This is a genomic window from Rhizobium sp. 25PS6 (assembly GCF_032464655.1).
Lineage (GTDB): Bacteria > Pseudomonadota > Alphaproteobacteria > Rhizobiales > Rhizobiaceae > Rhizobium > Rhizobium laguerreae.
In genome coordinates this window covers 1-15,875 of record NZ_JAWDIV010000023.1, presented here as the reverse complement: position 1 = coordinate 15,875, position 15,875 = coordinate 1, and the positions used below count along the sequence as shown (strand labels likewise).

Below are 15,875 nucleotides of genomic sequence, written 5' to 3'. Positions count from 1 at the left end.
TTTGTGCGGTTGGCTAAAGAACCGACACGAGCAGGAAAGCGCATCCAAAGATAGCCGAAATCATCATAAGCCTGACAAATCGGCCCTCTGGGGTTGCATTTCAGGGCGGGCTTGACGAATTTATGTGAGCACCCTTCCAGAAAAGTCATTGTTCAGAGAAAGAAGCATGCAGGAAAATCAGCATTCGCCTAGCTATCCTAACGCCTATGAAGCAATGAAAAGTGCGACGACGGTAGCCGTCGCATTGGACGAATTCCAGCAGCACTACCCCGTGGATTTTGTCACGTTTCATCTCGCAAGGACCATAGTCGATAGCGTCGATGCCCCGTTCGTAAGGACCACCTACCCCGACAGCTGGGTTTCGCGATACCTTCTGAACGACTACATCAATGTTGATCCGATCATCCGAGAAGGCTTCTCTCGTCAGCTGCCATTCGATTGGCGTGAGATCGACATCCCTGACAGTGCGCATCAATTCATGGTGGATGCAGAGATGCACGGTATCGGAGGCAATGGCGTCTCGATACCGATCGTTGATAAATCCCGCCGGTCGCTTCTTTCGATCAATTCGCAGATGAGCGATGAAGAATGGACAGCGATAGAACGGCAGTTCCTACCTGAGTGGACCGAGCTAGGTTTTCTTCTGCACCGCAAAGCGGTTTTCGAACTTCACGGGGAAAACGATCCCGTGCCGGCGCTCGGAACCAGGGAAGTCGAGTGCCTTCACTGGGCCTCGCGCGGCAAAGACAGCAAGGACATTGCTGAAATCCTAGGACTGTCCGAGCACACGGCTCGTGGATATCTGAAATCAGCGCGGTATAAGTTGGGTTGCCCTACGCTATCAGCCGCAATAGCGCATGCAGTACATTTGAACCTCATCACTCCCCACATGAGTAACCCAAACTAGGGTATCGGTTTGGGGGATTTATCTCCTCGCAATCCCGCTGCATGTTCCAACGGCGCGACAGGGAGCCTCCGGCTGCCTTGCGCGCTGGACAGTTGGAGAGCAGCATTGAATGACGCACTAAGAAATTTGATTGATATGATTGAGGCTGCGCACAATGAGCGGATGATCAAGAGTGCCCTGAAAAGCTTCGCGAACACTTATGGCTTCGAGCGATTTGCGTACCTGCAAACCGAAGGCGCTGAAGTCCGTGCATTCAACTCCTATCCCGAGGAATGGCAGGACATTTACCTCGGCAACCGATATTCTCGCATCGATCCGGTTGTCACGGAAGCAAAGCGTCGTATGGAGGTGTTTTCCTGGACGGCCGACGATTGGCCAGCTCGTGGAACCTCCGAACTCAGGCGCTTTCGGGACCAGGCGATCGAACACGGCATTCGCAGCGGACTGACAATACCCGTCGAAGGAAGTTTCGGCTCTACGATGATGCTGACGTTTGCATCCTCAACGCAGACGGCTGATCTTTCAGAATTGCATGATGCGCAAAAAGCGATTCAGGCGGTTCTGGCGATCCATTACCGGCTGAAGATCATCGCTGCGACGACGATTGTCGCTCCGAAACGGTTGCTTTCACCAAGAGAAGCAACGTGCCTCATGTGGGCGGCAAGGGGCAAAAGCGCTCCGGAAACCGCCATGTTGACGGGAATCAACCCGAGGACGGTGCAGCACTACCTCGATAAAGCGCGCGAAAAGCTTGAGGCGGCGACCGTCCCACAGCTCGTCGCGATCGCGAAAGATCACGGTTTGGTTTGAGGCTCATTCACCGCCGTCCAGCGGAACCTGAGGAACATAGCCAAGCGCATCGATGATTTCCGAAAGCTCCGCCTGCTGGGCTTCGAATTTATTCTGACGCGCGACATACTCATCCTGCAGGCTCTTGAGTACGGCGGCGGAAACCGACAGATCGGCGGTCGCGCGAGTCCATTCCTCATAGACAGCCTCATCGGCGGCAATAAGATGGCGGTGCTCACGGATTGCAGCAACCGCTAGCACCTCTAGTTCTGCCTCTTGCAGCGAACGGTAGCGAGATGAGCCCAGATCGTTCATCCGCTTCTCCCTAACTTCATTCTCCGCCGCCCGGACCTAAGTCTGCGGCCTTATTATATCGGGTGGGCGCCACCACAATATCCACTGACCGTCATCCATCCAAGATTTCTGGATTACGGGCAACTGGATCCTGTGCGACTTCATCTCGCGTCTCCCCATACTGACGTAGAAGAAGTGCACGGATTTGAACGAGGCTGCCTTGCCCATTTGTTCAAAAAGGATTCCACCCTCGCTTTAGTTGTAGAGAATACTCCGTGGTAGGATACTCATCAAGCCGCTGTTCTCTCGACCATGGAGATTCGAGAGGTATTTGCGCGAAATTTGCGAGCTGCACGGCAGGCTAAAGGCTTGTCCCAGGAGGAACTTGCCCATCGCGCGGACATCGATCGCACCTATATCAGTTCCCTCGAGCGTAGCGTCTACAATGCAAGCATCGATGTCGTTGACCGTTTGGCAACAGTCTTGGGCATCGAAGCCTGTGAGTTGCTAAAGCGGCCACCGGAAGAACCACAGATGTCGACCGCCGAGCTTGACGATTAAAAGAAGTTGTCATGCGGACTTCCGAGCTCATGCCTAGCCGGCAATGACGAGAATTCATTTCTACCAGCCACATTGCGAATTGCCCGTGCATCATATATATTCTTTCGGAGGAGAATGATTATGAGTAACGCTCTTCGTGAATACACGCCCACCGAGGCGGCTGCCGTGAGTGAGATCGGCATTAAGTCGGTACACAACGCGATCGACAAACGAATCATTGGAAGACCCTCTTCCAGCCAACGAAGCCGCGCGATCACTGACGACGATCTGCTGCGCCTGAAGCTCTGGTTCGGCGTCGGTTCGATCCTTTCCGCCGAGCGCCGGAAACGCCTCTTTGCCGCCATCGACGAAAATCCTGAAGCCGACACGGTCAGAGCCGACGACTATCTGATCGTCGACGTCGCGAGAGCAAGGGAGCACTTGGCCGCGCGCGGCGAAGCGCTCAGGGAAGCGGATAAGATCATCCACAGTGTGAAAGGCTTGGTTGGCGGCGAGCCGGTCTTCAAAGGCACGCGCGTTCCAGTCCGAACAATCGCTGCGATGAGATTGCAAGGCGCTGCCACGGACGAGATCGTCGAGGGCTACCCCGCTCTCACTGCGCGCATGGTGGACCTCGCCGAAATCTGGGTAGCGGCTCATCCTGCCCGTGGGCGGCCACGAAAGTTGTCGGAGCAGGGACTGAAAGTGAAGTCGGTGAAGCGCTTGTCTCTCGAAAAGGCCGGGACCGAAAAGCCATCGGGCACGGCTTCGTGAAGTTTCTCGTCGATGAATGCCTGCACACATCGCTCGTGGCCGTGGCTCAACATCACGGCCACGATTGCTTTCACGTCAATTGGCTGGGCTTGAGCGGCGAGACCGATTGGGATTTGATGCCTCGGATCGTCGCGGAAGATTTTACCTTCGTGACAAACAATGCCCGTGACTTCAGGAAACTCCATGCGCGGGAGGATCTGCACGCTGGCCTGGTGATAATCGTGCCGCAGGTTCTGCCGGTGCAACAACGGGAATTGTTCGCGCTCGTTCTGCAGGAACTCACCGGTTCTCCGGATTTGGTTAACGAGGTGATCGAGATCGCCATCGAAAAGGGCGAGGCACTGCTGACGCGCTATGCACTGCCAGAGTGAAGGTCAATCCCCGCCGACCTGGACAGATCGATTCGGGTCCTGGTTCTCGGTAAGGACAAGGCCGTCTAGTTCCAGCCATATCGCTGGAACTAGGAAAGCAATGACGGTGCAACGTTGCATCTCACGATCTGCAACGCCTCGCCTTGTCGGCGGGGCCTTTGGTCAGGGTTGCCCGTATGATGACACCAGGCTGGGCATCGTGTCGGCGGGCTTGACCTCCAAAGTACTACCATCGGCAAAGGAAAGCGTCAGCGCACTGCCGAGGAAGAAATTGACCGAGATTCCATCGGTGTCGTTTCCGTCGAACGAGATCGTTGCCTTGTTGTCGCTAATCGTCACTTTGGTATTTGCAGCGGTGAAGCCTTCACCCAGTTCAAGCGTGGACGACGATCGCAGAAGAGTGATGGAGTCTTGGCCGTCGCCAACTGCGAATTTAACGGTGGAACCAAGTTCTGCTTGATTACCGCCAATCGTGATTTTGTCGTTTCCGGCTCCGCCTGTGATAGTGTTTCCAATCCCGGCAGAGATCGTATCGTCGCCTGCACCGGCATCGACGGTATTATTCCTTGAGGCGACGATGGCGTCGTTGCCGACACCGCCAATCACCGTATTTTCGAATGCAGCGGAGATCGTGTCATTGCCGTCGCCACCCTCAATCGTGCTGCCTGAGCCGACGGATATCCTATCATTTCCCGCGCCGCCGCTAATATCCATGAGGAAGCTGCCGCTGATAATGTCATCACCAGCGCCGCCATTCACCGAGCTGTTTGGCCCCGCAATGATGACGTCGTCTTTGTCTGTGCCGGTGATGTTCGAAAACGCGCCGCCGATGATGAACTGTCCACCACTTTCAAGCAAGATGCTGGTGATCTGGCCCTCCGCCTGCTTCAGTGGATCGGCGTTGAAGCCGGAAATCGATGACAGAATCTGGCTGGCGGCCGACTGTTTTGTAGCGGCCGCGGCCGACTGGGCGGATCCCTTGAGAAGGGTCAATGCCGTCGAATTGCCGGAAGCCGCGGAAGATGAAACGGAAACCATGATGTCCTCTCTGTTGAGCGCCCCCTCATGCGGCGGCATTGCAGATCGTCATCATGACGAACGTGATTCATTGGATATCGCTAGAGTGCAACGGGAACATTAATAGAGTATTGCATATGTGCAATCATTGCGCGAATAAAAGCCGCCGCCAAAGTCTTTGTTAGCGGCGGCCTGTCGATTACATCAGGCCCACAGGAAATCCGTGCCGTCGATAGCAGTTGGAGCGACCCCGTTCAGTAATGCATAGGTGGATGCTGCACCGGTCGCTACGAATTCAAGCAGTGCCGATCCGTTGTAGTTGTACAGATTGATCCCCGCTATTGAGGCTCCAACACCGATTTTGTCGGTTCCGTCCACATAGTCGTAGACGATATCAGTGCCTTCGCCAATCTGGAACCAGAACTGGTCAGCGCCGGCCTCGCCGTACAACGCATCATCCCCGCTGCCGCCGTAGAGCTTGTCTGCGTCATTTCCACCATAGAGTTCGTCGTTGTTGAGGCCGCCGTAAAGGTTGTCGGTCCCATTGTCGCCAGAGAGGTAATCATTGCCTCCATTGCCTCTCAACGTATCGCTGCCGGCGTCACCGAATACCGTTTCAGCGAGTGCGCCGCCGATGAAGGTTTCATTGCCGGTCGTACCCTGGATCTGGGTGATGTTGGTCATCGAAACGACCGAAGAAAAATCAACCGTGCCCTGGAAGAAGACATAGCCGGGTCCGCCGCTGGTATTATCAAGCGCCTCGATGCTGTTAAGCGAATTAACCATGATCGCCGTCCACTCGTAGCCGGCGGTCGGCAGGATACGGATCGTGTCGTAATTTTCACCTCCGAAAAAATTGTCCCAACCGTTGTTGAGGCCGCCTGCAGGGTTAAGGCCCATGTCGCTGCCGAAACCGCCGATCTCGAAGATATCATCGCCGAGCTCACCATAGAGGTTGTCGTTTCCGCGCCCGCCATTGATATAATCGCCGCCGTCGCCGCCGAGGACGGTGTCGTTGCCGTCGTAGGCGTAGATCAGGTCCGGGCTGCTCGTTCCCGGAAGAGAATTTGCACTGTTGTCGCCAGTGATAGTCGCCATTGCATTTGACTCCTTGGAGTTTGGGGTAGGCTCGATGGCCCTGGTCATCGTCGCGAAGGGGTACTTCCTCGCTCAGATATTTTGGGGCTGTCCCATCTGCCGGGACAGCCGATCGGCTAATCGTGGCGGAAGACGCGCGCGGCGTGATCGCGGATTGGCTTGATCAGATACGACACCACTGTCCGGTCATCGGTTCGGACAAAAGCCTCCACCGGCATGCCCGGAAGGAGCTTGAGGTCTTGGATAAGATCCAGTTCCGAAGCCGGCATGGAAATAGACGCCCGGTAGAAGCTGATCCCCGTCCTGTCGTCGGTCTCCAGATCAGCCGCGACCCGCAGAACGGAGCCTTTCAGGTCCGGCGTCGTATTCCTGTTGAACGCCGTGAACTTGAGGGTTGCAGCTTGGCCGGGTGCGACCTGGTCGATGTCCTGTGGCGGGATTCTAGCCTCTACGGTGAGCAGGCTTTCGCGCGGGACGATATCCATCAACGTTTCGGCAGGAGTGACCACACCGCCGATGGTATGCACCGACAATTGATGGACGGTGCCTGCAATCGGCGCCTTGACCTCGATATGCTTGAGCTGGTCGAGGGCAGCCACCTCTTCCTCGACAAGTTCGGATTCTTTTGTTTCGACATCCCGCAACTCAGTTGCCACGTCCGCCCGCATGGTTTGATCAACCTGAAGCAACTGCAATTCAATTTCAGCGATACGGCCTTTCGTCGCCGCAATTGAAGCGACCAGCTGACCGCGCTCGCCCTCCAGCCGGGTCGCGTCGCGGTCGAGGCTGTTGACGCGGTTCATCGATGTGAGCCCCATGTCAAACAGGCGATGCTGGCCCTCCAGCTCCTTGCCGATGAGCGCGATCTCTCGTGTCTTCGCCTGCTGTTGCACATCCAACCCGGAGATCTGTTCCCGCAGTTGCGAGGTCTGTTCGCGCAATCGCGCCTTTTGTCCGTCACGCGCGGCGGTGCGATCCCGAAACAGTCTCCGTTCCGTCGCCATTGCGGCTTCCGCCTGTTCGGGGGAGAGCCGTTGGTGCAACGCCAGCGGTGTTTCGACCTGCTCGAGCCCGTCAAGTTCGGTCTTGAGACGGGCCTTACGCGCATGAAGCTGATTTAGGCTGGTGGCGACCGCCGCAAGATTCGAGCGCGTGACCGTGGCATCGAGGCGAACAACGACTTCGCCGGCCTCAACGACCTGTCCTTCTCGCACCAGCAGTTCGGCTACAATGCCGCCAATCTGATGCTGGACTTTCTTTACGCTGCCTTCGACAACGAGACGCCCCGAGGCGATCACTGCGCCGGAAAGCTCAGTCGTGGCAGCCCAACCACCCACCCCGCCGAAAAGAAGGCCGATCGCAACGACGCCGGCGACCAAATGCCTGCGCAGCGATCGCGTGAGGGTATGCGCATTGTCTGGTTTCGAGCGATGGGGGAGGGAATTAAGCCGCGTAGCTTCGCTCATCTCTATGCCCCATCGCCATCAATGACCGTCAAGGCTGGGCCGGGCGCTGTACGCGCAGGCTTTAGCTGACGTTGCTGGATAGACTTGAGAATGGCGTCGCGGGGCCCGAAGCCTTTTGCTACGCCCTTCTCCATGACGAGCAGGAAGTCGACGAGGGCAAGGATATTGCTTCGATGGGCGACGACAAGCACGATTGCACCGCGGGCGCGGGCGCCTGCTATGACCTTGGCGAGAGCAAGATCGCCTTCCCCATCAAGATTGGAATTCGGCTCGTCGAGCACGATCAGGAAGGGGTTGCGGTAGAGAGCCCGGGCGAGGGCGATTCTCTGGCGTTGGCCGCCAGACAAGTTGAGACCACCATCGCCCACTTCAGTTTCGTAGCCGTTGGGAAGCCCGACAATCATCTCATGTACGCCCGCTGCCTGTGCTGCTGCGATGATCGCGGCATGGTCCGGTACCGGTTCCAGGCGAGCGATATTGTCGGCAATGGTGCCGGGAAGGAGATTGGAGCTTTGAGGCATGTAGCCGATATGTCGGCCACGTTCATCATCCGACCACTGATCAAGGCTTGCGTTGTCAAGACGAACGGCCCCCCTGGCCAATGGCCAAACGCCTGTAATTGCGCGTGCCAAGGTCGATTTGCCGGATGCGCTTGGACCGATGACGCCGATAACCGTTCCACGATCGGCGCGAAACGATACGTTTTGAACGGTCATGAGGCGCTCCCCCGGCGGTGATGTGAAAACAGCTTCGACCGTGAGTGATGATGAGGGGGGAGGCAGCGTCGTCCGTGGCTGTTCCTCCGGAAACAGGACGAACGCCTCCTTCAGCCGATGCCATGCCTGCCGTGCGGCCAAAAGAGTCTTCCAGTTGCCGATGACTTGCTCGATTGGCGACAACGCGCGGGAGACAATAATCGAGGCGGCTACGATTGAGCCCGCCGACATGTCGCCCTGGATCACGAGGAAAGCGCCAAGCGCCAATGACCCCGATTGGACCATGTAGCGGACAGTTTTCGACATCCCGGAGTAAAGGCCGGCAATATCGCCAATCTGACGCTGGATCGTTGTGAAGCGCCAATGCGCCTCATCCCATCGGGCCGCTGCCCGGCTCATCATTCCCATTGCTGCCATGGCCTCCGCATTGGCGTGTGAGGCTTCGCCATAACGGTTGCGTCGCGCGACGGCCGCAGCGGCCTGTCGCGTCAACGAGCGGGTTTGCCAGTCTGTCAGAATGGTCAGGCCTGTCAGCACAATCATGGCTCCAGCCGCCAGCCATCCGATCAATGGATGCAACAGGAAGCAGACGCAGAGATACACGGGCATCCATGGGAGATCGAAAAGCGCGGTCGGCCCGGGCCCGGCAAGAAACGCCCGAATCTGATCGGCTTCCTGGACGGGTTTCAAGGCATCGCCGCCATTGCGCAGACGTAACGTCGATCCTGCAATGACGGTGAACACCCGCTGGGTGAGCTTCGCGTCCAGCGTCCCAGCGATTCGATTCATTGTCCGGCCCCGAACGATGTCGAGCAGACCTGAAAAGGCATACAGACCGCCAGCAAGAAGCATCAAGGCGACCAAGGTAGGGACGCTACCGCTTGGAATGGCGCGGTCGTACACTTCCAGCATAAAAAGCGGAGCGGTGAAGCCAAGAATGTTGATCATTCCTGAAAAGACCGCCGCGCCGGCAATAGGCCATGAAAAGAGTCCGAGAGCTCCGCCAGGAGCTTCCCGATCGTGAATTGGCATGTCTGCACGTCCCCGATACCCATCCCAACGCGGGTATATTTAAATCCTGGGATGAATTTTTGCCGCGTGCAATCTACGACAAGTCATGTATTTTGGGGATTAAAAGTATGATTTTATGCCCTAAAACGGTGTTTCGTCAAAACTGGCATTTTCCGAAATTTGGCATTTCATTCTCTAGTCCATCAAATTATGGGGCTTATTTCGTCAAGGACTATGCCAACAACAAACGATAAATTCAGTAGAAGTATAAGGCTCGTATGAATGATTCCGCTTCTGAGGGCTTTGGCGACAGCCTCAACTCTCGACTGAGCGTGCAAGCGGTGGCGCGCTCGAGTGAGATGCATGCGGACCGTATGTATCGAAAGATCGAGCCGTTTTGCGATGTCGGCATCCTTGAGGCCATTCAAGTAGAGTTGGAGGCATCTCCTCTCTTGGCGGCTTAGATGCTCGCCGTCAGCTGGAGGCCTTTCATCGTGACGAGTTTGTAGTCCATCCATCATTTTTCTCCGGCGCATCGGATTTGATGTCTATTTGGACTAGCGGGGATGACATCGCAATTCAACTTCTGAATGATCATTATTTGCAATTGTATCGTTAAACGAGCTTCTCCACCTCGGCTTGAACACCGATCTTAAAGTGTTCACCCGCCAGCCTGGGGTGGTTCGGAGGTGCCGAGCACGGTCAACGTCCGCCGCATGGAAGGCGCCGTCGGCACTTCGCAGCTGGCCGACGGCATCGAGGCGCACGGCTCATTAAGAACCTCACTGTCAGAAGGGCGAGAAAAGCCAACAAACACGAACTCGTAGCCGGTGCCCGCCGTCTGGCTGCGCTGCGCCTGCTGGTGACGGAGGGGCGGTTCGCCGAGCATGTCAAAGTTCCGTGCAAGGTGCTGGACGCTGTGAGCGAAGCGGAAATCTCGCTCGCCGAGAACACCCAACGTGAGGCAATGCACACCATCGACGAAATCCTTGCCCATCGCCGGCCTCGCGCCTGAGCGGACTGCGTCGCGGTTCGGGCAGTCGGTCATCACCGTGCGCTAGCGCCCATCTAGCCCCTAGAATTATAGAGGTGATGCGCAATGATGAAATGACTGTCGAGCAGGCCCGCGCGCTTGCCGACGAACAGGAACGGGTCTGGTTCGAGCTGCCTGACTGGAACCGGGAGCCCGGAGCCCCTGAATCTGCGGCTGACCCGCGAGCATGTGCGCAGCACCGACCGGCTGGCCCGGTTCGTCGGCATCGAAGCCTATGTGGCGGCAGGCGGTAGTATCTTGCGCGACCTGTATGCCGAGGACGCCAGCACGTTCCTATCCGACCGTCCGCTATTGACGCAACTTGCCATGGACGCCTTAGCGCAAACCGTGGAGCCGGTGCCAGGCCGAGACATGAAAGGGGGTGGAGGTAGCGCTGGAGGCATCGGCCCTCTATTGCTGACTATCAATGCGAGATAGATCGACCCGTATCCCCGCAGTGCCGATTTTCTTTCCGTCCGAAAGTTCTGCCTCAGTCGGCAGCGGAGCCCCGGCATCGATTGTATCCGCCTCCGAATTATCGGCCCGCGTTTCCTTTTGGTTAGCTAGTGCCCCGCCCGGATCCTCCGCCTGAAACACACTCACGCCCTCGAACTCCCCGGTCTTCCACGCGTAAACCGCATCCTCAAAAATCTGCGGAAAGACGTCTTTGCTCGTGGGGTTGCCGTACCATTTCGCAACGATCCTGAGGACCTTGGCGAACATCGCCGTACCTTTGCGGAGGTTTTGGCAGGCATCGACAAGGTCGGGTTTCAGATCCGCCTGATCCTTGACTCCCACGCCAGCGGGGAACTGGGTCAGCCCAACGCGAACGACCGCCTGACCAGCATACTGCCGTACGATCGCCATCGCCTCTTCAGTCGACGCCGCTTTCGGAATGAGTACCAATCGGCCGCCCGATTTGACGGTAACGGCGAGGGGATCAACCGAGCCCGCTGCCGACACGAACTGCTCGACGATCGCGGGCTTGAGAGAAGGGTCTGCGCATTCTTTCATCAGGGCGGCGTCGAGCATGGTGTCTCCTGAGCACTCAGGTGTTGAAGGCAATAACAAGCGGCTTTGCGAAGAGCTTTGCCCATGCGGTGGTAGCGGCTCGCTGAATGGCGACGATAGACGTGCCCCTGGTCCACCACCCGTTTCCGACGGCGACGACAAAATCCGGATCGTGCAGCATGGACTGAAGCACCGGCCAAACGATCAGTTGCTCGTAGCAGATCAGTGGTGCTGCGCGGCTGGCACCGACAGCGACGACCGGGTTCGTGAAGAAATCCGCCCGGGTGCCACCACTTTCTCCGAACCAGGATCGCCATGGCTGCCACATCGAACCGGGAACCGGCATGCGCTCGCGATAAAGGATGCGGCCGCCCTTCCTGTCGATCGCGACAAGGACATTGTCATAGCCCCCGGCGTCGAGCAACGCGGCGCCAGCGATGACCGTCGCAGCGCCGTCGCGGAGGGCGCCTGTCCAAACCCTCTCGACGGTCGGCGTCCAGAAACCGAGCGCACTTTCGGGCAGCGCTACGAAACGGGCGCTATCGGTGGCCGCGCCACGTACCGTTGCAATCATGTCACGCTGCCGTTGAAGACCGGCTTCACGACCAAGCGAAACGCCCAACTCCAGATCGACGCCGCGCCAGCCATCCGGTATTTTCGGGTCGGTCCAGGTAGCGGCGGACCACAGCCAAAAGCCAGTCAAGGCGATGGCGACAGCTGGCCAAATGCGGGTTACGAGGCCCGCAAGGCCAGTTGTCATAAGTCCAAGTCCCCACCATCCCCAACCCGGAAACAGAACACCCGCGGCTGTGACGGGATGCGCCCAGCCTGTGATGCCGAACGGCGGGATGGCCATGACGACGACCGCGAGGAAATAGCGGAAGGGACGAGTGCCGGCGTTCTTGGTCCAGAGGACCGTATGCACGGCAACGAAGCTCAAAGACGCACACAGCCAGAGCAGAAGGCCCGGCCAGATGTCCGACGAATAGAACGCCGCTACGCCTTGCGGCAAACCACGGGACGCGGCCAGGAAATATCCGGCGGAGACAAGTGCCGCCACTGATCTCGTTCGCGCCATCGACCAAAGAACCGGAAACCCCATTGCGACCGGCAAAAGCAACACATGGCCGCTCCAGCCCACCACGCCGATCGCGATCGAAGCGAATATCAGCAGCATTGGTCGAAGATAATCACGGCGCATAGGTGAGCACTTCCTGCGCCACGCCGAGAATGCCGGAGGCGGGCACCGGACCAAAATATCGGGAGTCGTAGGAGCCGGGGAATGACGAATGCAGGAAGACATATCCCGGCGGCACGATGCCACTCGGAAACGGCGCTAACGGCCGGCCCTTTCCATCTCGTGATGCGAAACTGGAAGAGGAAATCACCTGCTCATCCACACTCACGCTGGCGCCGATTTCGGTATGCTGCCCTGCGACTGCGATCACCGTCTTGATCAGCGGCGCGACACCGCCCGGGCAGAAACCGGAACGGAGATAGCCGCGCGCTCGCGCCTCCCGCATTTCCGCGGTTGCCGGTGGGCAGATGAACACCAGGTCATTGACAGCAACGGGACGATCGAGCGGAACAATGCGCCACAGGCCGAGTGGCTCGCTCGGTGTCAGATTGACGCGGTAACCGCCGGCGAGGGCGGTGCCGATCGCCAGTATGGCGACCAATGCGGCCACCAAAATGATCCCAGTCGCTCGTCGTTGTTGCGCGGTCATCGCCTGGCGCGTTCCAGCTCCCGCCGTCATTTCAGCGAGAGCCCTTGGCTCTTCGTCTGACGCAGCGTCTCAGCCTGCTTGAGCGCTTCCGTCGTTCGTTCATAGGCGGCAAGCTGCTGGACCGTACGCATGGAATTCCACGCTGACTGGACCTCGGCCTTCTGGCCGGCCGTCATTCCTGCTGTGACGGTCTCGAAAGTCTTGCCACTCGTGTCTTTCGCAGCCAAAGGCAGGAAGGTCCGTTCTCCGAAACGTTCGGAAACCGCCTTGGCAAAACCTTCGAGTTCTGCTTTCACCATTTTGTCGGCGAGCGCGTATTCGAGGCCAGCCGGAAGATCGTTGCGATCGATCGCATCGCGCACGCGTTCGAGCGTTTGCTTGGCGGCGGATGAGAGCGCCGGGATGTCGACCGAAACCTTGAGCCGGACCGCGCGCTCCTCCGTCTCATGTTTCAATTCGGCCTCGGCCCGCTCACGAAGGTAACGTTCAAGATTTCGGGCGAGCGCCGGCACATTGGCGAGCGCTTTTTCCCGGTCCTGCTTGTCGCCACGGCTCGCGAGAAGACCGGTCTTGCCCTTGAGCGCGCCAAAGCTCTCTGGCTCGCCGACAATCCTTGCCAGGGTGGACTGCGCGACCGACTGGTCCTTCAACATGGTATCGACATTGATCGCCTTGAAGGCAGCTTCCGGCTTCGCGTAGACGAGCTGGAAGCGGGTCGAGACGTCCTCCCATTGCTTCTTGAGCCCGGGATCGGCGGCGAGCTTATCCTCGACAGCCTGGTCGAGCGGTTTCGCCAAGGTGGTGATGCCTGATACCATGGGCTTGGCCTCCTTGATTGTGTCCGGGATGGAGTGGTTGTTGCTGCCGCGGACCAACCCGAGTGCCGCGCCGATGGCGGCAAGTCGGGCGCCGAGGTCGGCGAGTTTCTGTTTCTGCCGGACGGCCCATTGGAGCCGATCGTGTGCGATCGTACGGGCGACGTTCATGAGGTGCAGGCCGCGGGCCTCGGCAAAGCGCAACGCCTGGCGATAGAGAGCGCTCTTCTGGTAGTCGAGGCTGGTTTCCTTGGCGTTCCGGCGCGACAGGATCGGAATGAGGCCGCCGGATTTCGCGAAGGAGCGTCGGCCGTAATAGACGGCGAGATCCTCGCGATGGCGCGTCATGGCCACATAGGTGAGATGACGGTCCAACGAGAGGGAAGCAAGCACCTTCACCCGGTCGACGGTCGCGCCCTGGCTCTTGTGAATTGTCGTCGCATAGCCATGATCGAGGTTGGTGTAGAAGCGCTGCTCGATCGTAACCAGGCGGCGATGTTCCCCTTCGCCAAGCTCCGCCACGAGCCGCCCAGGTGCAGCCTCGATGACCTTCGCCAACATGCCGTTCTTGACGCCAAGGCTGCCCTCGTTCTTGAGGAACACGATTTGGTCGCCGGTCGCGAACATGCGGGTTCCGTCCTCCGTCTTGAACGCAAATCCGTCTGCGACGACGCCGCGCTCGACCAGCTTGGCGCGGGCCATATCGTTGAGCATTCGGACGTCGCGGCGAAGGTGTGCGAGGATCAGGCTGGTCTTCGAAGGGTCGTAGTCCCGGTCCCAGGCTGCGATCAGGCTTTCGACGGCCTTGTCCTTCAGTCTCGAACCAATCATTCGACCATGGGCGGTGTAGGCATCGACAGCTTTGCGGACGTTGCCACGCGCGAGATCGAGCGAGGCGTCGCGCATCCATTGCTGGCGCTGACGATAGATCGTCTCGAGTTCGGCATAGCCGATGCGATCGGCGATCGCACGGAAGGCGGCGCCCGCTTCGATCGGTTGAAGCTGCTCCGGATCGCCGACAAGGACGAGTTTGGCGCCGGCCCTGGTGACGGCTTCGACGAAGAGCCCCATCTGCCGTGACGACACCATGCCGGCCTCGTCGAGTACGAAAACAGTCTTGTCGTCGAGCTGGTTGCGACCCTGGTTCCAGCGAAGCTCCCACGACGACAGCGTGCGTGATTGGATGCCAGCTTCCTTCTCCAAACCTTCGGCGGCTTTGCCAGCCAACGCTGCGCCGACCACACGATAGCCGGCCGTTTCCCAGGCCTCACGCGCAGCCTTCATCATCGTCGTCTTGCCGGCGCCGGCGCGGCCGATGACAGCGGCAATCCGCGCGGCCCCGGCTACATGCTCGATTGCCGTTCGCTGCTCATCCGACAGACGGGAATGACGCGCAAAGGTCGCCTGCAGCACCGCCTCACGGACGCCATGGGAGGCGCGACCGGAGAGCCAGATCGCGCGATTGGCCATCTCGGCTTCAAGGCGGATCATCTCGCGCGTGGTGTACTTCGCGGGTGTCCGAATACCTGTCGCAAAGTTGATCCGCTCGCGTTCGAGTCGGAGCGCTTCCGGACTTTGCAGAATGCGGACCATCAGACTTTGGAACAGAGCGACATCGTCGATGTAGCGATACAAGACCTTCGCAACATCGCGTTCGTCGAAGACGCTCTTCTCCCGCGTGATCAGGTCGAGCACGATCTCCGGACGGCGCTGGATCCGGCGGGCGTTCTCGCTGCAGCGCTCCTCCTGAAGCTCGATGCGTTCGAGTTTGGGAGTCGAGGTCTCCGACTTGTGGTCGGATTGCTCGGCCTTGCGCTCGATGGCTTTGGCGCCGACGCCGAGGTGAATGGTTGGCTCGAGCTCGATACCCTGCTTTTCGAAGGAACGGCCATCGACCCGGATATCCAAGCCAGCAAGCGCCAGATGTTTGTTCTGGCAGGCAAACCAGCCGTCGCGAAACGCATTGAAATCCTCAGTGCTTCCGGCCCACAGCTGATAGACGATTTTGCCGGCATCATTCCGGATTGGCTTGCCGTCCGGGCCGAGCACCGCGACCTTCTTCGAACCGAAACCGTCTTCGGTCAACGGGCGCAATGTGGTCATGAGGTGGACATGAGGATTGCCGGGGGCGTCGTGATAGACCCAGTCGGCGACCATGCCCTTCGACGTGATGTGCCGCTCCACAAAGTCGCGCATGAGAGCGATGTTTTGCTCGGCGGTCAGCTCAATTGGCAGGGCTATGGTGACGTCCTTGGCGAGCTGCGCGTCGGACCGCTTCTCGAAGCCCTCCACCTTGTTCCAGAAGG

16 protein-coding genes are annotated in these 15,875 nt (G+C 58.6%); 6 read left to right on the top strand and 10 right to left on the bottom strand.

What is annotated here, in order from left to right; genetic code table 11:
- Positions 1-166 precede the first annotated feature (166 nt).
- A complete protein-coding gene (locus RWK44_RS28020) occupies positions 167-907 on the top strand; it encodes a helix-turn-helix transcriptional regulator (RefSeq protein WP_163879985.1) in 741 nt (246 codons plus the stop codon).
- Between the two features lie 135 nt (positions 908-1,042).
- A complete protein-coding gene (locus RWK44_RS28015; RefSeq protein ID WP_390889255.1) occupies positions 1,043-1,717 on the top strand; it encodes an autoinducer binding domain-containing protein in 675 nt (224 codons plus the stop codon).
- Between the two features lie 3 nt (positions 1,718-1,720).
- Here the strand turns inward: RWK44_RS28015 and RWK44_RS28010 are convergent, their stop codons facing one another.
- A complete protein-coding gene (locus tag RWK44_RS28010) occupies positions 1,721-2,011 on the bottom strand; it encodes a transcriptional repressor TraM (protein WP_222315044.1) in 291 nt (96 codons plus the stop codon).
- A gap of 291 nt (positions 2,012-2,302) precedes the next feature.
- Between RWK44_RS28010 and RWK44_RS28005 the strand changes: the two genes are divergently transcribed.
- The 3 genes from RWK44_RS28005 to RWK44_RS27995 all read left to right on the top strand — a co-directional run bounded on the left by RWK44_RS28005 (position 2,303) and on the right by RWK44_RS27995 (position 3,675).
- A complete protein-coding gene (locus RWK44_RS28005; protein WP_163879991.1) occupies positions 2,303-2,551 on the top strand; it encodes a helix-turn-helix domain-containing protein in 249 nt (82 codons plus the stop codon).
- A gap of 120 nt (positions 2,552-2,671) precedes the next feature.
- Positions 2,672-3,304 carry a DUF433 domain-containing protein gene (locus RWK44_RS28000; protein ID WP_163879993.1) on the top strand — a complete coding sequence of 211 codons (633 nt, stop codon included), beginning with the start codon at positions 2,672-2,674 and terminating at the stop codon, positions 3,302-3,304.
- Positions 3,301-3,675: a DUF5615 family PIN-like protein gene (locus RWK44_RS27995; RefSeq protein WP_163879995.1), complete on the top strand. Its 375-nt coding sequence runs from the start codon at positions 3,301-3,303 to the stop codon at positions 3,673-3,675. The genes RWK44_RS28000 and RWK44_RS27995 overlap by 4 nt, the downstream gene beginning before the upstream one ends.
- Before the next feature lie 162 nt (positions 3,676-3,837).
- On the opposite strand, the gene RWK44_RS27990 is transcribed toward RWK44_RS27995, so the two are convergent.
- From RWK44_RS27990 to RWK44_RS35070, 5 genes are all read right to left on the bottom strand, one after another.
- A complete protein-coding gene (locus RWK44_RS27990) occupies positions 3,838-4,713 on the bottom strand; it encodes a calcium-binding protein (protein WP_316029700.1) in 876 nt (291 codons plus the stop codon).
- A gap of 183 nt (positions 4,714-4,896) precedes the next feature.
- Positions 4,897-5,790 (bottom strand): calcium-binding protein, encoded by an 894-nt coding sequence (locus tag RWK44_RS27985; protein WP_316029699.1) that lies wholly within the window; start codon positions 5,788-5,790, stop codon positions 4,897-4,899.
- Positions 5,791-5,906: 116 nt separating this feature from the next.
- Complete coding sequence (locus tag RWK44_RS27980; protein WP_163880001.1) at positions 5,907-7,256, bottom strand: HlyD family type I secretion periplasmic adaptor subunit; 1,350 nt, start codon at positions 7,254-7,256, stop codon at positions 5,907-5,909.
- Between the two features lie 2 nt (positions 7,257-7,258).
- Positions 7,259-9,004, bottom strand: coding sequence for a type I secretion system permease/ATPase (locus tag RWK44_RS27975; protein WP_316029698.1), 1,746 nt, complete (start codon positions 9,002-9,004; stop codon positions 7,259-7,261).
- A gap of 182 nt (positions 9,005-9,186) precedes the next feature.
- Positions 9,187-9,501 (bottom strand): response regulator transcription factor, encoded by a 315-nt coding sequence (locus RWK44_RS35070; protein WP_163880003.1) that lies wholly within the window; start codon positions 9,499-9,501, stop codon positions 9,187-9,189.
- A 131-nt stretch (positions 9,502-9,632) separates the two neighbouring features.
- Between RWK44_RS35070 and RWK44_RS27970 the strand changes: the two genes are divergently transcribed.
- Positions 9,633-9,998, top strand: coding sequence for a ParB N-terminal domain-containing protein (locus RWK44_RS27970; RefSeq protein ID WP_313903388.1), 366 nt, complete (start codon positions 9,633-9,635; stop codon positions 9,996-9,998).
- Between the two features lie 429 nt (positions 9,999-10,427).
- On the opposite strand, the gene RWK44_RS27965 is transcribed toward RWK44_RS27970, so the two are convergent.
- From RWK44_RS27965 to traA, 4 genes are all read right to left on the bottom strand, one after another.
- On the bottom strand, positions 10,428-11,048 hold the full coding sequence (locus RWK44_RS27965) for a TraH family protein (protein ID WP_163880005.1): 621 nt from the start codon (positions 11,046-11,048) through the stop codon (positions 10,428-10,430).
- A gap of 16 nt (positions 11,049-11,064) precedes the next feature.
- Positions 11,065-12,228, bottom strand: coding sequence for a conjugal transfer protein TraB (locus RWK44_RS27960; RefSeq protein WP_163880007.1), 1,164 nt, complete (start codon positions 12,226-12,228; stop codon positions 11,065-11,067).
- Positions 12,218-12,754: a conjugative transfer signal peptidase TraF gene (traF, locus tag RWK44_RS27955; RefSeq protein ID WP_316029697.1), complete on the bottom strand. Its 537-nt coding sequence runs from the start codon at positions 12,752-12,754 to the stop codon at positions 12,218-12,220. Before traF ends, RWK44_RS27960 begins: the two co-directional genes overlap by 11 nt.
- A gap of 26 nt (positions 12,755-12,780) precedes the next feature.
- Positions 12,781-15,875: Ti-type conjugative transfer relaxase TraA (traA, locus tag RWK44_RS27950; RefSeq protein WP_316029696.1), on the bottom strand; the 3,095-nt coding region annotated here is incomplete at its 5' end.